The sequence below is a fragment of the Streptomyces sp. NRRL B-1347 genome, from assembly GCF_000720325.1.
Lineage (GTDB): Bacteria > Actinomycetota > Actinomycetes > Streptomycetales > Streptomycetaceae > Streptomyces.
The window spans coordinates 67,766-91,430 of the sequence record NZ_JOJM01000013.1; the positions used below are offsets into that span (position 1 = coordinate 67,766).

At 73.3% G+C, this 23,665-nt stretch carries 21 protein-coding genes; 11 read left to right on the forward strand and 10 right to left on the reverse strand.

What is annotated here, in order from left to right; genetic code table 11:
- Positions 1-24 precede the first annotated feature (24 nt).
- The 7 genes from IG74_RS0114230 to IG74_RS0114260 all read right to left on the reverse strand — a co-directional run bounded on the left by IG74_RS0114230 (position 25) and on the right by IG74_RS0114260 (position 7,884).
- Positions 25-1,620: an ABC transporter substrate-binding protein gene (locus IG74_RS0114230; RefSeq protein ID WP_030675458.1), complete on the reverse strand. Its 1,596-nt coding sequence runs from the start codon at positions 1,618-1,620 to the stop codon at positions 25-27.
- A gap of 113 nt (positions 1,621-1,733) precedes the next feature.
- On the reverse strand, positions 1,734-2,837 hold the full coding sequence (locus IG74_RS0114235; RefSeq protein ID WP_030675461.1) for an acyl-CoA dehydrogenase family protein: 1,104 nt from the start codon (positions 2,835-2,837) through the stop codon (positions 1,734-1,736).
- Entirely contained in the window at positions 2,834-4,015 is a 1,182-nt protein-coding gene (locus tag IG74_RS0114240) for an acyl-CoA dehydrogenase family protein (protein ID WP_030675464.1), read from the reverse strand. The genes IG74_RS0114235 and IG74_RS0114240 overlap by 4 nt, the downstream gene beginning before the upstream one ends.
- The gene (locus IG74_RS0114245; RefSeq protein WP_030675467.1) at positions 4,012-4,989 is read right to left on the reverse strand and encodes an NADPH:quinone oxidoreductase family protein; all 978 of its coding nucleotides are present in this window, start codon (positions 4,987-4,989) and stop codon (positions 4,012-4,014) included. The genes IG74_RS0114240 and IG74_RS0114245 overlap by 4 nt, the downstream gene beginning before the upstream one ends.
- Positions 4,990-5,064: 75 nt before the next feature.
- Positions 5,065-5,691, reverse strand: a complete 627-nt coding sequence (locus tag IG74_RS0114250; RefSeq protein WP_030675469.1) for a helix-turn-helix domain-containing protein — start codon at positions 5,689-5,691, stop codon at positions 5,065-5,067.
- A 66-nt stretch (positions 5,692-5,757) separates the two neighbouring features.
- A complete protein-coding gene (locus tag IG74_RS0114255) occupies positions 5,758-6,519 on the reverse strand; it encodes a PIG-L deacetylase family protein (protein ID WP_030675471.1) in 762 nt (253 codons plus the stop codon).
- 63 nt (positions 6,520-6,582) lie between these two features.
- Positions 6,583-7,884: an alpha/beta fold hydrolase gene (locus IG74_RS0114260; protein WP_030675473.1), complete on the reverse strand. Its 1,302-nt coding sequence runs from the start codon at positions 7,882-7,884 to the stop codon at positions 6,583-6,585.
- A gap of 162 nt (positions 7,885-8,046) precedes the next feature.
- Here IG74_RS0114260 and IG74_RS0114265 point away from each other — a divergent pair, with 162 nt between their 5' ends.
- The 4 genes from IG74_RS0114265 to IG74_RS0114280 are packed head-to-tail and all read left to right on the forward strand — an operon-like array spanning position 8,047 to position 12,116.
- Positions 8,047-8,802, forward strand: a complete 756-nt coding sequence (locus IG74_RS0114265; RefSeq protein WP_030675475.1) for a (Fe-S)-binding protein — start codon at positions 8,047-8,049, stop codon at positions 8,800-8,802.
- Complete coding sequence (locus IG74_RS0114270) at positions 8,799-10,274, forward strand: lactate utilization protein B (RefSeq protein ID WP_030675478.1); 1,476 nt, start codon at positions 8,799-8,801, stop codon at positions 10,272-10,274. Before IG74_RS0114265 ends, IG74_RS0114270 begins: the two co-directional genes overlap by 4 nt.
- Positions 10,271-10,930, forward strand: coding sequence for a LutC/YkgG family protein (locus IG74_RS0114275; protein WP_030675481.1), 660 nt, complete (start codon positions 10,271-10,273; stop codon positions 10,928-10,930). Before IG74_RS0114270 ends, IG74_RS0114275 begins: the two co-directional genes overlap by 4 nt.
- A gap of 22 nt (positions 10,931-10,952) precedes the next feature.
- A complete protein-coding gene (locus IG74_RS0114280; protein WP_030675484.1) occupies positions 10,953-12,116 on the forward strand; it encodes an ABC transporter ATP-binding protein in 1,164 nt (387 codons plus the stop codon).
- A 129-nt stretch (positions 12,117-12,245) separates the two neighbouring features.
- On the opposite strand, the gene IG74_RS0114285 is transcribed toward IG74_RS0114280, so the two are convergent.
- The 3 genes from IG74_RS0114285 to IG74_RS0114295 form a co-directional block, all read right to left on the reverse strand.
- A complete protein-coding gene (locus IG74_RS0114285; protein WP_037825372.1) occupies positions 12,246-13,166 on the reverse strand; it encodes an ABC transporter substrate-binding protein in 921 nt (306 codons plus the stop codon).
- A 107-nt stretch (positions 13,167-13,273) separates the two neighbouring features.
- Positions 13,274-13,960, reverse strand: coding sequence for an ABC transporter permease (locus IG74_RS0114290; RefSeq protein WP_030675491.1), 687 nt, complete (start codon positions 13,958-13,960; stop codon positions 13,274-13,276).
- Positions 13,957-14,634 (reverse strand): ABC transporter permease, encoded by a 678-nt coding sequence (locus IG74_RS0114295; RefSeq protein ID WP_030675494.1) that lies wholly within the window; start codon positions 14,632-14,634, stop codon positions 13,957-13,959. The genes IG74_RS0114290 and IG74_RS0114295 overlap by 4 nt, the downstream gene beginning before the upstream one ends.
- 124 nt (positions 14,635-14,758) lie before the next feature.
- Here IG74_RS0114295 and IG74_RS0114300 point away from each other — a divergent pair, with 124 nt between their 5' ends.
- The 7 genes from IG74_RS0114300 to IG74_RS0114330 all read left to right on the forward strand — a co-directional run bounded on the left by IG74_RS0114300 (position 14,759) and on the right by IG74_RS0114330 (position 23,502).
- Positions 14,759-15,775, forward strand: a complete 1,017-nt coding sequence (locus tag IG74_RS0114300; protein ID WP_030675497.1) for a peptidyl-alpha-hydroxyglycine alpha-amidating lyase family protein — start codon at positions 14,759-14,761, stop codon at positions 15,773-15,775.
- 283 nt (positions 15,776-16,058) lie between these two features.
- A complete protein-coding gene (locus IG74_RS0114305) occupies positions 16,059-17,567 on the forward strand; it encodes a glycoside hydrolase family 3 protein (protein WP_030675499.1) in 1,509 nt (502 codons plus the stop codon).
- Between the two features lie 501 nt (positions 17,568-18,068).
- Positions 18,069-19,100 (forward strand): phytanoyl-CoA dioxygenase family protein, encoded by a 1,032-nt coding sequence (locus IG74_RS0114310; protein ID WP_030675501.1) that lies wholly within the window; start codon positions 18,069-18,071, stop codon positions 19,098-19,100.
- A gap of 14 nt (positions 19,101-19,114) precedes the next feature.
- Positions 19,115-20,446 carry a DUF6271 family protein gene (locus tag IG74_RS0114315; RefSeq protein WP_030675506.1) on the forward strand — a complete coding sequence of 444 codons (1,332 nt, stop codon included), beginning with the start codon at positions 19,115-19,117 and terminating at the stop codon, positions 20,444-20,446.
- Between the two features lie 19 nt (positions 20,447-20,465).
- Complete coding sequence (locus tag IG74_RS0114320; RefSeq protein ID WP_037825333.1) at positions 20,466-21,686, forward strand: type III PLP-dependent enzyme; 1,221 nt, start codon at positions 20,466-20,468, stop codon at positions 21,684-21,686.
- Entirely contained in the window at positions 21,683-22,228 is a 546-nt protein-coding gene (locus tag IG74_RS0114325) for a GNAT family N-acetyltransferase (RefSeq protein ID WP_051854887.1), read from the forward strand. The genes IG74_RS0114320 and IG74_RS0114325 overlap by 4 nt, the downstream gene beginning before the upstream one ends.
- Positions 22,229-22,233: 5 nt before the next feature.
- Positions 22,234-23,502 carry an MFS transporter gene (locus IG74_RS0114330; RefSeq protein ID WP_078868782.1) on the forward strand — a complete coding sequence of 423 codons (1,269 nt, stop codon included), beginning with the start codon at positions 22,234-22,236 and terminating at the stop codon, positions 23,500-23,502.
- Positions 23,503-23,665 lie beyond the last annotated feature (163 nt).

Genomic DNA, 23,665 nt, shown 5'->3' on the forward strand with positions numbered 1-23,665 from the left:
CGCGCCGCTTGTCGGGCGCGGAGGTCACTTCTCGGGCTGCCAGTCCTCGACGTTCCACCACGGGCCCGAGGCCAGGCCGTGGTCGTGCGGCTCGACCTGCGTGGACAGGTCGCCGAAGGACTTGTCCACCACGTACAGGTGGTCGATGTGCGTGAGGAAGGTGTAGCCGGGGTCCTTCACCAGTTCGCGCTGGATCGTGTCGTACGCGGCCGCGCGCTCGGCGCGGTCGCCGCTCTTGCGGGCGTCCTCCAGAGCCTTGTCGACCTTGGGGTTGTCGTAGTGCGCCATGTTGTTGAAGCCGTCACCGGCGAGCGAGGACTTCAGGAGCGTGTACTGGTCGAAGTCCGGGTCGGCCGGGGAGCCGCCGCCCGCGAGGACGGCGTCCTTGGCCATGCGCGGCTCGATGACCTCCCAGGTGCCGGACTGCACCTCGACCTTGATGCCGAGCTTCTTGGCGTCGGAGGCGTAGGCGAGCGCGTGGTCCTGGCGGAGCTTGTCGCCGGTGAGGTACCAGAGCGGGAAGGAGGCCTGGACGCCGTCCTTCTCGCGGATGCCGCCCTTGCCGGGCTTCCAGCCCGCCTCGTCGAGGATCTTCTTGGCCTTGGCGGCGTCGAACTTCCGCTCGGTGCCCTTGGTGAACCAGGGGCTGTCCGTCGGGACGGGGCCGTAGGCCTCCTTGCCCGCGCCTTCGAGGATGGAGTCGACCATGGCCTTGCGGTCGACGCCGATGTCGAGGGCGCGCCGCACGGCGGTGTCGCCCGCGACCTCGTTGCCGGTCGGCAGGGTCACGACGCGGTAGTCGAAGGTCTTGGCGGCGTACGTCTTCTTGGCGCCGTCGGACTCGAAGGTCTCGGCGAGGTTCGGCGGCAGGATGGCGCCGTCGAGGTCGCCGGTGCGCAGCCGGGTGGCGCGCACGTCGTCGTCCTTGATGATCGCCATGGTGAAGTTCTTGATCTTCGGTGCGCCGCCCCAGTAGCCGGGGTTGGCCTTGAAGACGATCTTCTCGCCCTTGGACCACTTCACCAGCTCGTAGGGGCCGGTACCGATCGGCTTGGTGGAGAAGTCGCCCTTGTTGACGTCCTGCTTGCCCGCGATGTGCTCGGGCGCGATGGGCAGGACGGTGCGCTCGGCGAACGGCGCGTAGGGGTACTTGAGGTGGAAGACGACGGCGTCGTCCCCCTTGGCCTCGACGCTCTTGAGGGCGTCGAGCTCGGTCTTGGAGGCGTTGTTCGTCTTCTTGTCGAGGATCGTCTCGTACGTGAAGACGACGTCCTTGGCCGAGAAGGGCTTGCCGTCGCTGAACTTGACGCCCTTGCGCAGCTCGTAGGTGTAGGTCTTGCCGTCGGCGCTGACCTTCGGGAGCTTCGCCGCGAGCGCGGGCTTCAGCTTCATCCCGGCGTCGTGCGTGAGCAGGCCGTCGAAGATCTTGGAGTTGCCGTCCTTGCCGTAGCCGAGGAGCGGGCTGAGGGTCTCGGGCTCGTAGGCGATGCCGACGACCGCGGAGTCCTTGGCGCCGTCCGCACCCTTGCCGTCGTCCGGCGACGAACAGGCCGACGCGGCGACCGCCAGTGCGGCGGTCGCCGCGACCGCGCCCGTGGTCCGTATGGATCGGGCCCTCATGCTCTCCACACCCCTACTGAAGATCAATCCTTCTTGCGAACAGCTCGCAATTATGCCTCAAGTAATGGGTGTGTAAGGCACGGGTCCCCTACGGCTTTTGGACTACGCGCAGGTCAGGGCGCCGGCAGGGCGAGCAGGTCGGCCAGGGCCTCCTTGTGCCGCCCCGCCGTGCCGAGGGCGATGGAGTCGGCCTTGGCGCGTTTGAGGGCGAGGTGGACGGGGTGTTCCCAGGTCATGCCGATGCCGCCGTGCAGTTGCAGGGCCTCCTCGGCGGCGCGCACGGCGACGGGGGACGCGTAGGCCTGGGCGACGGCCGTCGCGAGGTCCGGCTCGTCGCTGCCGGTGGCGAGGGCGTCGGCGGCGTGCCGGGCCGCGGCGCGGGTGTTCACGACGTCGAGCCAGACCTGGGCGAGACGGTGCTTGAGCGCCTGGAAGGAGCCGACGGGGCGGTTGAACTGGTGGCGCTCCTTGGTGTGGCGCACGGTCTCCGTCAGGCACCACTCGGCGAGGCCGAGCTGCTCCGATGCGAGCAGCCCCGCCCCGGCGCGCAGGCCGCGGCGCACCGCCGCTTCCGCGTCGGCGGTGAGCAGGCGCGCGGGGGCCGCGTCGAGGGTGACGGTGGCCAGCGGGCGGGTGCGGTCGAGGCAGGTCAGGGCGGTGACGGTGACGCCGCCGCGGCCGGTGTCGACGGCGAAGAGGCCGCTGTCGGACGGAACGAGCAGGACGTCGGCCACGGCCGCGTCCGCGACGCCGGGCACCTTGCCGTGCAGGACGCCGTCGGCGTACCGGGCCAGCGGATGCGCGGCCGCGGGGGCGGTGGCGAACGGCACGGCGAGCGCGCCGACCGTGCGGCCCGACGCCAGGGCGGCGAGCAGGTCCGCGGACTCGTCCCCGCAGCCGAGCAGGGTGTCGGTGGCGATGACGGCGCTGGTCAGATACGGCACGGGCGCCACCGCGCGGCCGAGCTCCTCCAGGACGACGGCGGCCTCTCGGTGCGTGCCGCCCTGGCCGCCCCGCTCCTCGGGCACCAGGAGACCGGCGAGGCCCATGCCGTCGGTGAGGGCCTTCCACAGCGCGCGGTCGTGCGGCTGGTCCGACTCCGTGCGGGCGAGGACGGCGGCCGGGCCGCAGTGGTCGGCGAGGAGGGCGCGCACCGCGGAGCGGACCGCCTCCTCTTCCTCCGTGTAGAGCAGGTCGGAGGAGTTCGGTGCGGTCATCGGGCCAGGTCCTTCCAGGCGACGTCCTTGTCGGTGCGCGGTTCCGGCGGCAGGCCGAGGACGCGCTCGGCGACGATGTTCAGCAGGACCTCGCTCGTGCCGCCCTCGATGCTGTTGCCCTTGGCGCGCAGATAGCGGTAGCCCGCATCGCGCCCGAAGAAGTCGACCGCCTCGGGGCGCCGCATCGTCCAGTCGTCGTACAGCAGCCCTTCCTGGCCGAGGAGTTCGACCTCCAGGGCGCTGATGGCCTGGTTGAGGCGGGCGAAGCCGAGCTTCGTGCCGGAGCCCTCGGGGCCCGGCTGGCCCGCCACGAGCTGCTGGCGCAGGCGCTCGCCGGTGAGCCGGGCCACCTCGGCCTCCACCCAGAGGGTGAGCAGGCGCTGGTGCAGGTCGTGGGTGCGCAGCTCGGGGCGCTCGCGCCAGGTGCGCGCGAGGGGCTCGATCATGCCGCCCTCGCGCGGCAGGCGTGAGCCGCCGATGGACACGCGCTCGTTCATGAGCGTGGTCTGCGCGACCCGCCAGCCGTCGCCGACCTCGCCGATCCGGTGGCCGTCGGGGATGCGGACGCCGGTGAGGAAGACCTCGTTGAACTCGGCCTCGCCGGTGATCTGCCGCAGCGGCCGCACCTCGACGCCCGGGTCGGTCAGGTCGCAGACGAAGTACGTGATGCCGCGGTGCTTGGGCACGTCCGGGTCGGTGCGGGCGATGAGGATGGCCCAGCGAGCCAGGTGCGCGCTGGACGTCCACACCTTCTGCCCGGTCACCACCCAGGTGTCGCCCTCGCGCACCGCGCGGGTGCCGAGCGCCGCGAGGTCGGAGCCCGCGCCGGGCTCGCTGAACAGCTGGCACCACACCTCGTCGCCGACCCACAGGGGCCTGAGGAAGCGGCGCTTCTGCTCCTCGGTGCCGAAGCCGAGGATCGTCGGCGCGGCCATGCCGAGGCCGATGCCGATGCGGCGCGGGTCGTTGTCGGGGGCGCCCGCGGCCTCCAGTTCGGCGTCCACGACGGCCTGGAGGGTGCGGGGCGCGCCAAGCCCGCCGAGGCCCTCGGGGTAGTGCACCCAGGCGAGTCCGGCGTCGTAGCGGGCCTTCAGGAAGGCGCCTCGCTCCGTCGTTCCCGGCGGGTGCGCGGCAAGGAACTCCCTTGTGCGGCTGCGCAGTTCGGCGGCGTCGGTCATGCGGCCGCTCCGTCCCCGAGCCCGGGCAGCACGACGACGCGCCCGGTGGTGGCCCCGTCGGCGACGCGCTGCACGGCCGCCGCCGCGCCGGCCAGTGGCACCCGTTCGCTCACCAGCGGCTTGACCGCGCCCGTGGCGGCGAGGGCGGTCAGCTGCTCGTGGCAGTCGAGGACGGCCCGCGGGTCCTTCGTGGCGTACAGGCCCCAGTGCAGGCCGACGATCGAGTAGTTCTTCACCAGGGCGTGGTTGAGGGCGGGCGCCGGGATGGTGCCGCTCGCGAAGCCGACGACGAGGAGGCGGCCCTCGAAGGCCACGCACTTGGCGGACTGGGTGTACGCGGCGCCGCCCACGGGGTCGTAGACCACGTCGGCGCCGCGCCCGCCGGTGGCGTCCTTCACGGCCGCGACGACGTCGTCCGCGCGCCGGTCCACGACCGCGTCGCAGCCGAGTTCGCGGGCGACCGCGGCCTTCTCGGCGCCGCCGACGACACCGATGACGCGGGCGCCCGCGGCCTTGCCGAGCTGCACGGCCGCGCTGCCGACGCCGCCCGCGGCCGCGTGCACCAGGAGCGTCTCGCCGGCCTGGAGGCGGGCGCGCCGGTGCAGGCCGAACCAGCCCGTCTGGTAGCCGATGTGCAGCGCGGCGGCCTCGGCGTCGTCGAGCGCGTCCGGGGCGGGCAGCAGGGCGGCGGCGTCCGCGACGGCGTACTCGGCGAAGCCGCCGTACGGCAGCACGGGGTTGGCGATGACGCGCCGCCCGTCCGCCGTCTCGCCGCAGACCTCCACGCCGGGCGTGAACGGCAGCGGCGGGGTGATCTGGTACTGGCCGCGGCACAGCAGCGCGTCCGGGAAGTTGACGTTCGCCGCGCGGACCCTGATCAGGACCTGGCCGTCGCCGGGCACCGGCGTCTCCACCTCTTCGAGCCGCATCACCTCGCCCGGCTCGCCGTTGCGGGGTACGTGCCATGCGTGCATGCGGGGCCTCCACGAGGGCGTCGGTGGACCGTGCCCCCGCATACTAAGCGGTCGCTTGCCCCGAAGGGAACAGGGTCAGTCCTCCCCCTCCGACCGCTTCCTGGGCTTGGCCCGTACGTGCATGCGCTCGCCCTGCGGCCCGAACAGGCTCAGGAACTCGGCGGGGCCCTCGCCGGTGGAGCCGAACCAGTGCGGCACCCGGGTGTCGAACTCGGCCGCCTCCCCCGCGGTGAGCACCACGTCGTGCTCGCCGAGCACCAGGCGGAGGCGGCCGGACAGGACGTACAGCCACTCGTAGCCCTCGTGCGTCCGCGGGTCGGGTTCGGCCGTGCGCTGCGGCTCGATGACCTTGTACGCCTGGAGTCCGCCGGGCTGCCGGGTCAGCGGCACCATCGTGCGGCCGTGCCGCACGATCGGCTTGGCGCGGACGCGGGGGTCGCCGACGGGCGGGGCGCCGACCAGCTCGTCGAGGGGCACCTGGTGGGCGCGGGCGATGGGCAGCAGCAGTTCCAGGCTCGGCTTGCGGCCGCCCGACTCCAGGCGGGAGAGGGTGCTGACGGAGATGCCGGTCGCGGCGGAGAGCCCGGCGAGCGTGGCGCCGCGCTCCTTGCGGATCTTGCGGAGACGGGGGCCGACGGCGGTGAGGACCTGGTCCGTCGCGCCGTCGTCCCCCTCATGGGTGTGACTCTCTTCGCGTGCCATGCGCCCATTGCAGAATCGGCAACGCGCGGTGTCAAACCCGCAACCACAGGACCCCGCGCGCGGACGTCAGCGGGCGAAGACCTGGAACGCCACCGCGGGGACGCCGCCGAAGCGCGGCGCGAGCTGCTCGGCGATGCCGCCGAGGAACGAGCGGCAGTACTTCTCCGGGTCCTCGGCGGTCAACGCCTCCAGGTAGGCGCGGTGTTCGAGCAGCGAGCGGACGGAGCGCTCCAGGCCGGGGCGCGCGTCCACGGCGTGCGTGGGCCGGTCGGTGCCGGCCACGGCGACCCAGCGCACCCCGTTCCACGGCTCCAGGCCCTGCTCGATCAGCTCGGGGAAGATCCAGCGGTTGCCCGCGTCGGCGGCCGCGTCCAGGGTGGCGCGGCCGACGGCGACGTGGTCCGGGGTGTTCCAGGCGACGCCGCCCCACGTGTCCTGGTGGTTGAGCGTGATGACAAGGTCGGGCCGGTGCTTGCGGATCGCGGCGGCGATGTCGCGGCGCAGCGCCGTGCCGTACTCGATCACGCCGTCCTTGTGGTCGAGGAACTCGACGGTGTCCACCCCGACGACGGCGGCGCTCGCGCGCTGCTCCCGCTCCCGCAGCGGCGCGGCTTCGGCGGGCGCGAGGGTGTCGATGCCCGCCTCGCCCCGGGTCGCGAGGAGGTAGGCCACCTCGCGCCCGGCGTCCGTCCAGGAGGCGATGGCGCCCGCGCAGCCGTACTCCAGGTCGTCGGGGTGGGCGACGACGGCGAGGGCCCGCTGCCAGTCGTCGGGCATCGGGGCCAGCTGGTCGGGCGCGGTCGTCCCGGTGTTCTGCGGCTCGGTCATGCGCGCAGCTTATCCAGCGTCAAATCCGGGCGCCCACCAGGCCGGACGTTGTCCCGCGCCCGGTCAGATCTCGCCCCGCACCAGGTCGAGCAGCCGGTCGAGGACCCGGTCACCGCCGGCGCGCAGCCCGTCGTGCTCGTACTCGTCGGTGACCCAGGTGCGCAGGCCGCCGATCGTGCGGGCGGTGCGCAAGGAGTCGGCCGTGTCGACGTAGAGGTCGTCGTGGTAGACGGCCGCGGCCACCGGCACCTCGTTCGCGGCGAGGCGCTCGGCGTCGTACAGCGGGGCCCAGTCGGCGCGTTCGGCGAGCAGCTCTGCGGTCTCGCGCAGCGGGCGGAGCGCCGGGTCGCAGTCGAACATCCAGCGCTGCACGGCCTCCCCGGTGAACAGGACCGGCTCGCCCCCGGCGAGGCTCTTGCCCGCGTCGAACGCGGGGAACTCGCCGCGCACCCGCTCGGCCGCCCACGCGGTGGGCCGCCCGCCCTGGGCGTAACAGGCCTCGTGCAGCAGGGCGTACAGCGGGTGTCCCGCGTACGACAGGAGGGCCTGGGCCTGCTCCTGGAAGGCGTCCGACAGCTCGTGCCCGGTGGCGGTGCGCACGAAGGCGTCCTCGAGGAGGTAGTGCAGGCGGTGGCTGCCGTCGCCGGTGCCGAGCAGGATGCCCAGGGACTGGAAGGCCTCGGCGGTGAAGCGGTAGCCGCCGTTCAGGACCGGCTCGTGCTCGGCGGCGTACTCGGCGACGCGCCGGGCCCGCTCGGCGTCCTGCGGGTAACGCGCGTAGTGGGCGAGCGACTTGCGCTCCATGCGCGGGTAGGCGGCGCGGTAGACGTCGTCGGCGTGCCCGTCGAGCGTCGGGAGCCCGCCGGTGATCAGGGCGGCCTGAAGGCCCTCGGGCGCGGTGGACAGGTAGTGGGTGGCGCAGAAGCCGCCGAAGCTCTGGCCGAGGACGGTCCAGGGGGCGCCGCCGGTGACCTCGCGCCGGACCGCCTCGCAGTCGCGCACGATCGCGTCGGCGCGGAAGTGGCCCAGGTAGTCGGCCTGTTCGCGGGGGCCGCCGCGCAGCGGCAGGGTCTGGCGGTTGGCGGGCGTGGACGCGCCGGTGCCGCGCTGGTCGAGCAGCAGCACGCGGTAGTCGCGCAGGGCGCGGCCGAGCCAGGCCTGCTTGCCGCTGAAGCGGTGGGCCCCGAAGCCGGGGCCGCCCTGCAGGTACACCAGCCAGGGCAGCTCTGCGTCCTGCCGCGCCGCCGCCACGCACTCCCGCGCGAACAGCTCTATCCGCTCCCCCGCGGGGTCGTCGTGGTCGAGCGGGACACTGAACCGGCGGTCGGTAAGCACGACTCCAGGCTGACGGTACGTGGGGCTCAAGGCGTCTCCTCAACAGTGCGCGGAAGCGGAACCGTCCTAGTTGAGCACACCGCCCGCCGGGCCGACGCGGCCTTCCCGACCGTCCCCGGCACCGGGGCTCGTGCGTCGCCGTCCGCGCAAGTACGCTCGGGCCATCCGATGATCGACGAGGAGGAACGCACCATGCGTGTCGCACTCTTCCTGACGTGTGTCAACGACACGCTCTACCCCGACACCGGCCGGGCCACCGTGAAACTCCTGACCAGGCTGGGCGTCGAGGTGGACTTCCCGCAGGCCCAGACCTGCTGCGGGCAGGCGCACTACAACACCGGCTACCGCCATCAGGCGGAGCCCCTCGCCCGGCACTTCTCCGATGTCTTCAAGGGGTACGAGGCGATCGTGACGCCGTCGGGATCGTGCGGGGCCATGGTGCGCGAGCTGTATCCGCGGCTCGGCGAGCGGGCCCGGGCCGAGGGCCGCGGCGGCGGCCTCGCGGCGGCCCTGGCGCCGGTGGTGCCCCGCACCTTCGAGCTGACCGAGTTCCTGGTGGACGTCCTCGGCGTCACGGACGTCGGCGCCTGGTACCCGCACAGGGTGACGTACCACCCGACGTGCCACGGCCTGCGCTCGCTCGGGCTCGGCCACCGGCCGGCGCGGCTGCTCGGCGCGGTCAAGGGGCTCGACCTCGTGGAGCTGCCGGGCGCCGAGGAGTGCTGCGGCTTCGGCGGCACCTTCGCCGTGAAGAACCCCGACGTGTCGGCGGCGATGGGCGCCGACAAGGTGCGCAGCGCGGAGTCGACCGGCGCCGACGTGCTGTGCGCGGCGGACAACTCCTGCCTGATGCACATCGGCGGCACGATGTCCCGGCTGCGGGTCGGCATGCGGCCCGTCCACCTCGCCGAGATCCTGGCGAGCACGGAAGAGGAGCCCCTGCCATGAGCGGCACCTTCGTGGGCATGCCCGCGTTCCCCGCGGCGGCGCGCGCCGCCGTCGGCGACGCGACGCTGCGCGCCAACCTGCGGCACGCCACCCGCACCATCCGCGACAAGCGGGCCGGGGCCGTCGCCGAACTCGACGACTGGGCGCGCCTGCGCGAGGCGGGCAAGCACATCAAGGACCACACCCTTCGCCACCTGGACCGCTATCTGCTGCGCCTGGAGCGGGAGGTGACGGCGGCGGGCGGCACCGTGCACTGGGCCGCCGACGCGGCCGAGGCCAACCGGATCGTGACCCGGCTCGTCGAGGAGACCGGCGAGTCGGAGGTCGTCAAGGTCAAGTCGATGGCCACCCAGGAGATCGGCCTCAACGAGGCCCTGGAGGCGGCGGGCGTCCGCGCCTACGAGACCGACCTCGCCGAGCTGATCGTGCAGCTCGGCCGCGACCGGCCGTCGCACATCCTGGTGCCCGCCATCCACCGCAACCGCGGCGAGATCCGGGACATCTTCCGTACGGAGATGGGGCGTTGGGGCCGCCCCGCCCCGGACGGGCTCACCGACGAGCCCGCCGAGCTGGCCGAGGCGGCGCGCCTCCACCTGCGGGAGAAGTTCCTGCGCGCCAAGGTCGGGATCTCCGGCGCCAACTTCATGGTCGCCGAGACCGGCACGCTGGTCGTCGTCGAGTCCGAGGGCAACGGCCGCATGTGTCTGACGCTGCCGGAGACCCTGATCTCCGTCGTCGGCATCGAGAAGGTCGTGCCGACGTGGCGGGACCTGGAGGTGTTCCTGCAGACCCTGCCGCGCTCGTCGACGGCCGAGCGCATGAACCCGTACACGTCGACGTGGACCGGGACCTCGGACTCCGACGGGCCCCGCGCCTTCCATCTGGTGCTGCTCGACAACGGCCGCACCGACGCGCTCGCCGACGAGGTCGGCCGCCAGGCGCTGCGCTGCATCCGCTGTTCGGCCTGCCTCAACGTGTGCCCGGTGTACGAGCGGGCGGGCGGGCACGCCTACGGCTCGGTGTACCCGGGCCCCATCGGCGCGATCCTCAGCCCGCAGCTGCGGGGCACGGGGAGCGCGGTCGACGCGTCGCTGCCGTACGCGTCGTCGCTGTGCGGCGCCTGCTACGAGGTGTGCCCGGTGGCCATCGACATCCCGGAGGTCCTGGTGCACCTGCGGGAGCGGGTCGTCGAGGGCGGCGACGTGACCCGCCGCGGCGTGCGGGTGCGGCTGCGGCCCGCCAAGGGGCACGCGGCGGAGCGGGCGGCGATGCGAGCCGCGCGCTGGGTCCTCGGGCACCCCGGCGCCCTGCGCGCGGGCCAGCGCCTGGCCTCCCGCACCCGGGCCGCGCACCCCCGGGCGCTGCCGGGGCCCGGCCGGGCGTGGAGCGCCACGCGGGACCTGCCGCCGGTGCCCGCCGAGCCGTTCCGCGACTGGTGGCGGCGTACGCACGGCGAAGGGAGCGGGGCGTGAGCTCCAGGGACGTGGTCCTCGGCCGGATCAGGCGCGCGCTCGGTCCCGGGCCGGACGACGCGCGCGACCCGTACGCGGCGTACGGCGACGCCGTGCCCCGCGACTATCTGCGCGAGCACGGCGCGCGCACCGAGGCCGGGACCGTCGGCCTGCTGGCCGAGAACCTCGCCGACTACCGGGCCCTCGTGCACCGCACGGACGCGGCCGGCCTCGCGGAGCTGCTCGCCCGGCTGCTCGCCGCGCGGGGCGCGGGGTCGGTCCTGGTGCCGCCCGGCCTGCCGCCGTGGTGGCTGGAGGCCGCCGACGCGGTCCTCGTCGACGACCGCGCGGCGGACACCCCGCAGGATCTCGACCGCGTCGACAGCGTCGTCACGGGCTGCGCGGTCGCGATCGCCGAGACCGGCACGCTCGTCCTCGACGGCTCCCCCGACCAGGGGCGCCGCCGGATCACGCTGGTCCCCGACCACCACGTCTGTGTCGTGCGCGTGCCCGGCCAGGTCGTCGCGTCGGTGCCGCTCGCCCTCGAACGGCTCGATCCGCGCCGCCCGCTCACCTGGATCTCCGGCCCCTCCGCGACCAGCGACATCGAGCTGGACCGGGTCGAGGGCGTGCACGGGCCGCGCACCCTTGAGGTGGTCCTTGTGAGCGGGATGTGAGCGGCGCGGTTAGCGTGAGGGGATGATCCGGTTCGAGCAGGTGACCAAGCGCTACCCGGACGGCACGACGGCCGTGGACGACCTCTCCTTCGAGGTCGCCGAGGGCGAGCTGGTCACGCTCGTCGGCCCCTCGGGGTGCGGCAAGACGACCACCATGATGATGGTGAACCGGCTGATCGAGCCGACGTCGGGGCGCATCTTCGTGGACGGCGCGGACATCTCCGACGTCGACCCGGTGCGCCTGCGCCGCCGCATCGGCTACGTCATCCAGCAGGTCGGGCTCTTCCCGCACCGCACCGTCCTCGACAACACGGCGACCGTGCCCGCGCTCGTCGGCTGGAAGCGGGCCAGGGCGCGGGCCCGCGCCGCCGAACTCCTCGACCTGGTGGGCCTCGACCCGAAGACGTACGGCGCGCGCTACCCCGAGCAGCTCTCGGGCGGGCAGCGCCAGCGCGTGGGCGTCGCCCGCGCGCTCGCCGCCGATCCGCCGGTGCTCCTGATGGACGAGCCGTTCGGCGCCGTGGACCCGGTGGTGCGCGAACGCCTGCAGAACGAGTTCCTGAACCTCCAGCGCACCGTGCGCAAGACCGTCCTGATGGTCACGCACGACATCGAGGAGGCGGTGCGGCTCGGCGACCGGGTCGCCGTGTACGGGCAGGGCCGCATCGAGCAGTTCGACACGCCGGGCGCGGTGCTCGGCACGCCCGCCACCCCGTACGTCGCCGAGTTCGTGGGCGCCGACCGGGGCCTGAAGCGGCTCTCGGTGACGGTGATCGAGGCCGACGACCTGGAGCAGCCGCCGGTCGCCCGCCTGGAGGAGCCGGCCGCGCAGGCAGCGGCCCGGCTGCGGGCCGACGGCGCGCGCTGGGCGATGGTCCTGAACGCCGGTGACGACCTGCACGGCTGGGTCGGCGTGGACGAGGTCGCGCTCGCCGGGGACGGCGCCACCGTCGGCGACCTGGCCCACCGCATGAACGCCTGGCTGCCCGTGGGGGCCTCCCTGAAGCAGGCCTTCGGCGTGATGCTCCAGCACGACGCGGGCTGGGTCGCCGTGGTCGACGGCGCCCGCTTCGTGGGCGTCCTCACCCCGGCGAAGCTCCACGAGGCACTGCGCCGCTCCGTGGACGCGGATGCCCAAGGGGTGGGCAGGGACGAGGTGGAGTTCGACTCGGTCGCCGACGCGTGACGCTGCGCTGTGCCGGACCGTGGCTTCCGTCGGTGCCCCGACCGCTTGTGCCTCGTCTGCGGGCCGCCTTGGGTTGCTCGCGCAGTTCCCCGCGCCCCTTCGGGGCGCTGCCTGGATTCGGGGCGGCGCCTACAGCAGGCCCTTGTCCTGGAGGTACTTCTTCGCGACGTCCTCCGGGAGGCGGCGCCAGCTGTCGACCTGGCGGTTCATGGTGGCCAGGTCGGCTGTGGTCAGGACCGTGTTGAGGCGGGCGAGGGCGCGGGCCACGCCTTCGCTGCCCGCGCGGGAGCGGTTGACGACGGGGACGACGTAGTCGGCGTTCTGGAGGTGCTTGTCGTCGGCGAGCAGGACGAGCTGGAACTCGTCGAGGGTGGCGTCGGTGGAGGTGGTGAGGACCATCTGGTCCCGGCCGCTCTGCACCGCCTTCTTGGCCTGGGTGGTGCCGACGCCCTTGGGGTCGACGGCGGTGATGTCGATGCCGTAGACCTTCTTCAGGCCGGGCTCGCAGTAGGGGCGCCGGACGCACTCGTCGCCCGCGGCGAGGCGTACCTTCAGGCCCGACTCGCCCAGGTCGGTGAGGGTCTTGAGGCGGTGCTCGCGCGCGTACGACGCGGCGACCGCGAAGGCGTTCTGGTCGACGGCCCTGCCGGGGTCGAGGACGGTCAGGCCGCGCGGGGCGGCGAGGTCGCGCAGGGCCTTCATGGTGGTGGCGAGGTCGGGTGAGCCGACGGGCTCGGCGTCCGCGCCGTTGACCTTGGCGTTCAGCCAGTCCGCGAAGGTCGCCGCGTACTCGGGCACGACGTCGATCTGCCCGGACTCCAGGGCGGGTTCGTACAGCTCGCGGTTGGCGACGGACAGGAACTCCGTGCCGTATCCGGCCTTCTCCAGGAGCTGTGCGTACATGTGCGCGAGCAGATCGCTCTCGGTGAAGCCCGCGGAGCCGACGACCAGGTGCTTGCTGTCGCCCGGCGGCAGACTGGCCTCGCCCCGGTTCTCCAGGGCGGGCCCCGAGTCGCAGCCGGAGGCGAGCACGGCGGCCGCGATGAGCACGCCGGACAGCAGGCGGGTGCGCCACGCCCTGCCGGTGGACCGGGCGCGCCACGTCCTGCCGATGGACCGGGTGCGCCACGTCCTGCCGGCGGACCGGGTGCGCCACGTCATTCCGCTCTCCTTCCGCGCGCCGTGCGCGCCCACCCGGGCGCGAGCCGCTCCGCCGCCTCGAAGAACGCCTCGACGACCAGGGCGAAGGCGGCCACCAGGACCGCGCCCGCCACGACCTGCGGGGTGCTGGCGAGGTTGAAGCCCGCGGTGATGATCCGGCCGAGCCCGCCGCCGCCCGCGAGCGCCGCGATCGTGGCGGTGGCGACGAGCTGCACGGCGGCGATGCGCACCCCGCTCATGATCAGCGGCAGGGCGAGCGGCGCCTCGACCCGCCACAGCATCTGCCACCCCGTCATGCCCATGCCGCGCGCGGCCCCGACGACGCCGCGGTCGACCTCGCGCATCCCGACGTACGCGTTGGTGAGCAGCGGCGGCACGGCGAACAGGACCAGGGCGACGACGGTCGGCCCCTCGCCCCAGTCGCCGATCGGGGTGAGCAGGAGCAGGACCAGGACCGCGAAGGTCGGCACCGCCCTGCCGACGTTGGAGATGTTCACCGCGAGCGCCCCGCCCCTGCCCAGGTGGCCGAGCACCAGGGCGACGGGCAGCGCGACGAGACAGCTGATCAGCAGGCACACCACCGTCAGGACCAGGTGCTGGGCGAGGCGGTGCCAGATGCCGCCGTCGCCCGCCCAGTGCGCGGAGGTGGTGAGCCAGTCCCAGGCGTCGCCGAGGGTCTTCACGCGCGCCCCGCCCTCGTCCAGGGGGTGAGCAGGCGCTGGACGCCGAGCAGCAGCACGTCGGCGGCGACGGCGATGACCACGCACAGGACGGAGGCCGTGAGGACCTGGGCCTTGAAGTAGGTGTTCATGCCCGCGTAGATCAGGTTGCCGAGGCCCCCGAAGCCGACGATCGCGCCGACGGTGACGAGCGAGACGGCGGAGACGGTGGCGATGCGCAGGCCCGCCATGGCGGCGGGCAGCGCGAGCGGCAGCTCCACGGTGAGCAGCAGCCGGATCGGCCCGTAGCCCATGCCGCGGGCGGCCTGCCGGGTCTCGTCGGGCACGGCGCGCAGCCCGGTGAGGATGTTCCGGACGAGCAGCGTCAGGGAGTACAGGACGAGCCCGGCCACGACGAGCGTCGCGGACAGGCCGTACACGGGAAGCAGCAGCGAGAACATCGCGAGCGACGGGATCGTGTACAGCACGGTGGTCACGGCGAGGACGGGTCCCGCCGCGACGCCCCAGCGGCGGGCGGCCACGGCCAGGGGCAGCGCGATCGCGAGCCCGATCAGGACGGAGACGGCGGTCAGCTCCAGGTGCTGGAGCACCGCGTCGAGGAGGATCCGGCGGCGGGTGCTCAGATACTCGCCGCAGATCCACTCGTTGCGGGCCAGGCAGTCGTCCGGGGGCGTCACCCGTCCATTCCACCGGCGGCGGAGCGCCGCGGCGCGTCTTGCTGGACCGTACGGGGGCCGCGCCCCCTGTCGCCGGGGCGGCCGGGGCCCTATGCTTCCGGGCCGGTGCGTCCAGGGAGGACTGTTGGCTGTCGGACCCGCGACCAGCGAGACCGTCTACGAACCGGTGCCCTATTGGGCAAGGATCCCGCACGGGATCTGGCTCCAGGAGGCCACGTCCGTCGCCGTCGACTCGGCCGACCGGGTCTACGTCTTCAACCGCGGCAACATGCCGGTCCTGGTCTTCGACCGGGAGGGCCACGTCGTCGACATGTGGGGCAACGACACGCCCTTCACCGGCACGGAGCTGATCGAGAACCCCTACGGCACCCTGACCCCGCGCTGGAAGGGCTGCCGCTTCCTGCACCCGCACGCCGTCACCGTCGACCACGAGGACCACCTGTGGCTCGTCGACGACATCGGCAACAAGATCACCAAGACGGACCGCAAGGGCACCACGCTGCTGGTCCTCGGCACCGGAAGCCCCAGCGGCTTCCAGAGCGGCGAGCCCTTCAACCGCCCCACGGACGTGGCGGTGTCACCGCTGACGGGCGACGTCTTCGTGACCGACGGCTACGGCAACTCCCGCGTGCACCGCTTCGACGCGCGCGGCCGCCATCTGCTGTCCTGGGGCGCGCCCGGCTCCGACGACGGACAGTTCAGCCTCCCGCACAACATCGCCCTGTTCGGCGACGACGCGGTGATCGTGTGCGATCGCGAGAACCACCGGGTACAGGTCTTCTCCGTCGACGGCGAGTTCCGCACCTCGTGGCACGCCCACAAGGCCGTCGCCGTCTGCGCGGGCAAAGGCGCGGACACCCATGTGTACGTCGCCGAGCAGGGGCCGCCGCCGGTCCAGCACGGCGTGCCGGGGCTCGGCCACAAGGTGCAGGTCTACGACCGGGACGGCCGCCGCGTCACCAGGTTCGGCGCTCAGCTGCCCGGGGAGGCCCCGGACCAGTTCAACTGGCCGCACAGCGTGGCCGTGGACTCCGAGGGCAGCGTGTACGCGGCGGAGGTGTCGTACGTCGAGGTCGGCAGCAAGCTCACGCCGCCGCGCGAGCTGGTGAGCCTGCGCAAGTGGCGACGCGTCCGGGGGTGAGGAAGGACCCGGCCCGCGGGGGCGCCTGCGGCCCGCGCGGCGGCACGGTCGGCGGTCGCCCTGTTCCCTGTGTACGCCTTTGCGAATCACCGCCGGGCGGGAAGAGCCCTGCCAGGTGGCATGAACTCGCCCTCCAGCCAGGGCATTTAAGGCCATACCGCCGCAACGGGGCTCCTTGACACCCCGGATTGGTATAGGCCAACATCCGGCACGGTCGCCCGCTTCGCCGCGGTCAACCGATCCCGACCGCACTGCCCGCCGCGCGCCCCTGTGGAGGTCTCCCATGGCAAGCACCAGCCACCCGCACCTCACCCGCCTTGCCAACTCCGTCCTCCAGCCGGGGTTCGTGGGCACGACCGCGCCGGACTGGGTGCGGCGCAGGATCGCCGACGGGCTCGCGTCCGTGGTGCTGTTCGGGCGCAACATCGAGAGCCCGGAGCAGGTCGCCGCGCTCACCGCCGAGCTGCGCGCCGAGAACCCCGACCTGATCGTGGCCATCGACGAGGAGGCGGGCGACGTGACCCGCATCGCCGCGCGCACCGGCGCCTCCTGGCCCGGCAACCTCGCCCTCGGCGCCATCGACGACCCCGATCTGACCGAGCGCGTCGCGCGCGACATCGGCCGCCAGCTCCGCGAGATCGGCGTGTCCCTGGACTTCGCGCCGAGCGCCGACGTCAACTCCAATCCGATGAACCCCGTCATCGGCGTGCGCTCCTTCGGCGCCCGCACCGACGTCGTCTCGCGGCACACCGCCGCCTGGATCCGGGGGCTCCAGTCCGCGGGAGTGGCCGCCTGCGCCAAGCACTTCCCCGGCCACGGCGACACCGCCGTCGACTCGCACCACGGCCTGCCGCGGTTCACCGCCGACGCGGAGGAGATCGCGCGCACCGCGCTGCCGCCGTTCACCGCCGCGATGGAGTCGGGCGTGCGCGCCGTCATGACCGCGCACATGCTCGTGCCCGCGTACGACAGCGAGCTGCCCGCGACGCTCAGCCCCACCATCCTCGGCGACGTGCTCCGCGGCCGGCTCGGCTTCACCGGTCTGGTCGTCACCGACGGCATCGAGATGAGCGCCGTGTCCGGGCCCTACGGCATCGCGGGCGCCACCGTCCGCGCGGTCACCGCGGGCGTGGACGCGGTGTGCGTCGGCGGCGAGAGCGCCGCACAGTCCACGGCGGACGACCTGCGCGACGCCCTGGTGCGGGCCGTGCTCGACGGCACGCTGCCCGAGGAGCGCCTGACCGAAGCCGCCGCCCGGGTCGGCGAGTTCGCCGCGTGGTCGGCCGGTCTCGCCCGGGACGCCGCCCCGGCGACGGACGCCTCCGACATCGGCCTGGTCGCCGCGCGGCGCGCGGTCCGCGTGCACGGCGGGTCCGGCGCGAGCCTCCCCCTCACCGCCGATCCGCACGTGGTCGAGCTGTCCCCGACGATGAGCCTCGCCGTCGACGGCGCGACCCCCTGGGGCGTGGCCGAGCCGCTGCGGGCGCTGCGCCCCGGCACCACGTCCGTGCGCGTCGGCGAGCCCGAACTGACCCGTGAAGCCGATCTGTTGGACCGTGTCGCCCTCGCCCCCGCGAGCGGCCGCGAACTGGTCGTGGTGGTCCGGGACGCGGCCCGGCACCCCTGGATGTCGAAGGCTCTCACGGACCTCCTGAACAGCCGCCCCGACGCCGTCGTCGTCGAGATGGGCGTGCCCGCGGGCGACCGGGTCGGCGCCGTCCACCTGACCACCTACGGCGCCACCCGCGTGTCCGGGATCGCCGTGGCGGAGGTGCTCGCCGGGGCCGCGTGAGCGTAGTTCCGCCGCCCTTCCGGCGTACTCACCCCTGCCGATACGAAGCACTCAACGGCGTCCGCACCGCGACGCCGGGCAGACGCGTCAGCGGCGTGCGGGAAAATCCCCCGCACGCCGCTGACCAGTACAGACGCCGCCATTGCGGGCGTCGGGTGCGCACCGGGACACACCAACACAGCCCCTCTGGACAGGGCTTGACTCCATCGAAGGCCTAGTCCATCTTTGGAGCACCCACAGCTGGTCTAGTCCTTTGCGGCCCCGGTCGGGCCGCCGTCCCACCCACGCCACCACCGTCGCTCGAACCGACCCGCCGGGGCGCGCCGCGCCCGGCCCCTTCACTCACCGGCCAGGGGAACATCGCTGTTCCCCGGCCGCGTCGGCGACAGCGCTTCCACCGTTTCCGACCCGCCTCCGCCCGAGGCTCCCCCACGCCCGGAACCACGAAGCCGCGGTCGCTCCTGCCCGTCTGCCACCACTCACCACGCCAGGAGTACGTGCATGTCCGCACCCGCCGCCCACCTGCACCGCGCCGCCTCCCCTACCCCGTACTTCAGCGCCGACGGCGAGACGTACCTCGCGCAGACGCCCCTCAAGGACATCCGCAAGTCCCGCCCGCTGCGCGTCCTCACCGAGGAGCAGCACACCTTCTGGCAGACGTACGGCTACGTCGTCGTCGAGGAGGCGATACCCGCCGCGGCGGCGCGCCGGCTCCTCGACTTCACCTGGGAGTTCCAGGGCCTGGACCGGGACCGGCCCGAGACCTGGTACGAGGAGCGGGAGTTCCGCACGGACCTCGACCGGGACCTGTACGTCTACGGCTTCGTCGAGGCCTACCACCACCAGCTGATCTGGGACAGCCGCCAGACCCAGCGCGTCTACGACGCGTTCGTCGACGTGTGGGACTGCGAGGAGCTCTGGGTGACCCTCGACCGGCTGAACCTCAACCCGCCGAACGTCAGGAACCGCTCCCGCTCGCTGATCGCGCCCACGGACACGGGCTTCGACATCGAGCTGCACTGGGACGTCGACTCCACGCTCGGCGTGCTGCCGCAGCGCGTCCAGGGAATCATCGCGCTGCACGACACCGCGAGCGAACTCGGCGGCTTCCAGTGCTCGCCCGAGCTGTTCCGCCGCTTCGACCGCTGGAAGCTCGACCAGCCCGCCGACCGGGACCCGGTGCGCCCGAACACCGACCGCGCGGAGTTCCCCGTGGTCCGGCCCGAGCTGAAGGCGGGCGACCTGCTGATCTGGAACGGCATGCTGGCCCACGGCGTGGCGCCCAACACCTCGGCCGACGGCGTCCGGGCGGTGCAGTACCTGTCGATGATGCCCGCCCTGGAGGAGCACCACGCGCTGCGGAAGTCCCGGGTCGAGTCCTGGCGCCACCTGAGCACCCCGGACTGGAACGCGACGCTGCTCGGCGACGCCCGCCGGCACGAGTCCGAGCGCTACGGCACGGCCACCCTCAACAGCCTCGGCGAGAAGCTCCTGGGGCTCACGCCCTGGCACTCCGCCGACGCCCACCGGTGAGACGGGGAGCCGACATGCGCAAGATCTGCCTCACCCTGCCCACCAACCGGGCCTGCGCCCCCGTGATCGCGGACCTGGGCCGGGAAGCCGCCCACGCCGCCGCTCACTTCGACGTCGAGGTGCACCTGCTGATCCTCGACTCCGCGGAGCCCGCCGCCTTCGCCGAGCACGCCCGCGCCGCGCGCACCGCCGTCGGCACGCCGAACGTCGTCGTCCACCACCTCGGCGAGGCCGCGCAGCGCGTGTTCCTGCGGCAGGTGATCCAGCGCTCACGCCTGCCGAAGCCCGAGCTGCTGCTCGATCTGATGCTGCCCGCCGCGCCGTCCTACGGCGCCTGCACCAACCGGGCCTTCCTGATCGCGAGCGCCCTCGGCTGCGTCTCCGTGCACCGCAGGGACTCCGACAGCGGCTACCAAGTCGTCGGCGACACCACCGTGTTCCCCATCCACCACGAGCTGACCTCGCTCGGCAAACGCGCGGGCGACGCCGGGTCCGGCGTCACCGAGACCGCGCTCGACCCGGCGCACGCGGACAAGCCGGTGGTCCTCGTGGGCAGCTCCTTCATCGGTGAACTGTCCGTCGACATCAGCGAGATCCACGACCTCGACCCCGGCGTCTACCACGACGTCGTCAGTCTCTGGGCCCCCGCCGACCGGTCCCAGGACGACAAGCGCGCGCTCGTGGAGGAGTCCTTCAAGGGCGCGGGCACCGAGCCGTTCACCGAGGACCACGCGGTCCTGACCCTCGTCGACCCCATGCGGGTCGACATGTGCAACATCAGCTTCCACCAGGTGCACGAGCGCGTCCCGCTGCCCCCGGCCACCGACACCATCGGCAGCGACTACTTCCTCCTGCACGTCGTGTACAACGGCACGCTGCCGGGCGTCCTGCACAACCGCAACATCGTGAACTTCTACACCGGCGAGCGGCGCACCGACCCCGGCTTCCTCGCGTACCAGACGCGGTTCACGAAGTTCTTCCTTTCGATGCTCTACCTCAACCACGTCTACGCGGAACTGGCGCGGGAAGGAGCGGGGCTCCTCGACGCCCGCAACGGGGTGCGGGCCGCCCGCGTCGCCGAGCTCGTGCGGTCCAGCACGCGCCTCGACACGGCCGAGAACGAGGCCCGCCTCGACGTCATCGAGCGCTCGTACCGCGGGCTCGGGGGCCGGTACGCCGAGTTCGCCGCCACGCTGCCCGCGCGCCGTGCCCGTCTGATCGACGAGGCGCGCCAGGACATGGAGGACTTCGCGCTGCTCATCGAGTCGTGGGCGGCGCTGGTGCGGGCGAGCGCGGCCACCAGCGTCCCCCGCGTCGACGGGCACGCCCCCGAGCTGGACCACTAGCGAGGGACAGAGCATCCACATGAACACCACGTACGTCACCCCACAGCTGCGCGCCGCCCTGGAGGCCGCGACCGACGACCGGCTCGTCTTCGACCTGCCGGGCATCGAGGAGCGGTACGAGGCGCTGCGCCGCGAACTTCCCGGCGTCGCGGTCCGGTTCGCGATGAAGGCCTGCCCGCTGGACGAGGTCCTCACCTGTCTGGCCCGGCGGGGCGCGGGATTCGACGCGGCGAGCCCGCACGAGATCGCCCAGGCCCTCGCGACCGGCGTACCGGCCGACCGGGTCCACTACGGCAACACCATCAAGTCCGACCGGAACATCGCCGAGGCCCACCGCCTGGGCATCAGGGACTTCGCCACGGACAGCGTGGAGGACGTCCTGGCGGTCGCGGCGTTCGCCCCCGGCGCCCGCGTCTTCTGCCGTCTCGCCACCGACGGCGGCGGCGCGCTGTGGGGCCTGAGTCACAAGTTCGGCTGCTCCCCCGCCGACGCGGTGCGCGTCCTTCAGACGGCGCGGGACGCGGGCCTGACCCCGGCGGGCCTGTCCGTGCACGTCGGCTCCCAGCAGATGACGGCCGAGGCCTGGCACGGCGCCCTGGAGCGCATGGCCGACGTGATCGCGGCCCTGCGGCCGCGGGGCATCCACCTGGACCACGTGAACCTGGGCGGCGGACTGCCCGCCCTCGGCTACCGCGACCGGCACGGCCGTCCCCTCGAACCGCCCCTCGACAAGATCTTCGCCGTGATCCGGGACGGCATGCGGCGGCTCAGGACCGTCTCCCCGACACCCCTGGACTTCGTCATCGAGCCGGGCCGCCACCTGGTCGCCGACCACGGCGCGCTGCGGGCCCACGTGTCCCGGCTCTCCACCCGGCAGCGGGCCACGGGGGAACGAGCGCACTGGCTGTACCTCAGCTGCGGCAAGTTCAACGGCCTCTACGAGATGGACGCGCTCCAGTACGCCCTCGTCTTCCCCACCCACCGCGGCGCGGACCGCGTCCCCGCCGTGATCGCGGGACCCACCTGCGACAGCGACGACGCGTACGGCCACGAGGGCAGCCTGATCCAGGTGCCGCGGCAGGCCGCGTCCGGCGACCCCGTCTGGGTGCTCTCCACCGGCGCGTACGCCACGAGTTACACGACGCAGGGCTTCAACGGCTTCCGTCCGCTGCCGCACACCTGGATCCGCGGCGGCCGCGAGGCCCTCGCGGGATCGGGCGCGGGCAGGGGCGACACATGAGCACGGGCCTGCGGATACGCACCATCGCCGACGCCGACTGGGACGGCATCGCCGCCCTGGAGGCCGCGGTGTACACGCCCCTCGGCCTCTCCGAGGGGCGGGCCGCCCTCCAGTCCCGGGCCGCGTCCTCACCCGGTACGTGCTTCGTCCTGGACGGCGGCCGGGGCGCCGCGGGCTATGTGCTCGCGCTGCCCTACCCCCTCTTCCAGTGCCCCGACCTGAGCCTGGGTGAGGCGTCCGCCTTCCCCTCCCGCAATCTGCACCTGCACGACCTGGTCATCGCCGAGCACCTGCGCGGCGGCGGGCTCGCCCGGCGCCTGCTGCGCCACCTCTCGGCGACCGCGCGCTCCCTGACGTACGAGCGGATCTCCCTGGTCGCCGTCGGCGGCAGCGGCACCTTCTGGTCGGCGCACGGCTTCGCCGCCCACCCGGACGTGCCGCTCCCGGACAGCTACGGCGCGGACGCGCTCTACATGTCGAAGGCGCTGCCGGCCACCGCCCCACCAGCTCAACAGGCTCAACAGGAAAGACAAAGAGGCTGATGCACATGTTGCGTGTTCGCGAGGACTTCCGCCGGACACAGATAGCCATCGCGGCGCTGTTCTGCGCCCTCGGCTTCCAGTACGCCACGTGGGCCGCGCGGCTGCCCGCGCTCAAGTCCCGGCTCGACCTGAGCGAGGCCGAGCTCGGTCTGCTCCTCATGGCCTGCGGGGTCGGCGCCGCGGTGTCCTTCCCGCTGGTCGCCGTGCTCACCCGGCGGTGGGGGTCGCGGCGCCTGGCGTTCGTCTCCGCCGTCTTCCTCGGCCTGCTCCTGCTCGCCCTCGCCGCGGCGCCGAACTATCCGGTGGCCCTGCTCATCATGTGCGCCGACGGCGTGGGCGTCGGCTGTCTCAACGTCGCCATGAACGCGCAGGGCGCCGCGCTCGAATCCCGCTACGGGCGCACCGCCATGGCCAAGCTGCACGCCACGTTCAGCGGCGGCTCCCTCGGCGCGGCCCTGCTCGCGTCCGGCATGAGCGCGCTGACGCCGTCGGTGGCCGCGCACTTCGGCGTGGCCGCGGTCCTCGTCGTACTGCTCGCGATGTACGCCCACCCGGCGCTCCTGACGGAGGATCAGCAAGGCGACGCCGTGCGGGAGAAGAAGCGCCGCGGCTTCGCCCTGCCCGCCGCCGTCACGCTCTGGATGGGCCTCGCCATGGTCTTCGGCACCGTGGCGGAAGGCTCGATGAACGACTGGTCGGCGCTGTACATGAAGGACGTCGCCGACGCCTCGTCCCGCGTCGCCCCGCTCGGCATCGCCGTGGTGTCCGTGATGATGGTGCTCGCGCGCCTCTTCGCCGACGGCTGGCGCACCCGCTGGGGCGACGGCCTCGTCGTCCGCGCGGGCAGCGTCCTGGCCGCCGCCGGGCTCGCCTTCGCCCTGCTCCTGGGGGGCGTCGTACCGGCCCTGATCGGCTTCGCCTGCATGGGACTCGGCCTCGCGGCCGTCACGCCGTGCGTGTACGTGGCCGCCGCCCGGCAGGGCTCGCAGGCCCTCGCCCTGGTCGCCGCGATGGGCACGACGGGGCTGCTCGCCGGTCCTCCCGTCATCGGCTTCATCGCCAGCGGCAGCAGCCTGGTCTGGGGCATGGCGGCGGTCGCGGTCTCGGCCCTGCTCGTGTCCGGTTGCGCGCTGCGGATCGACTGGACTCCCGCCGCGCGGGCCGCCGATGCCCCCCAGGAAGCGACGGCCGACGCCTCGGTGCCCCAGGAGGGCGCGGCCCGGACTGTGGACCGGCCGATGCCCGTGGACGAGCAAGCCACGCCCACGACTTGATCGCATTTGCCCGATCTCTGACCGATATCAGCCCACAATCCGCCGCATCTTGTACGAATCACCGCTCCCACGAGGCAACCCCGCGGGCCGCGTCGCCCTCTCCAGGTCCGGAGGAGCCCTGTGACGTGAGGGGCTCTCGGGGGAGTAGTGACGAGGAGGACTG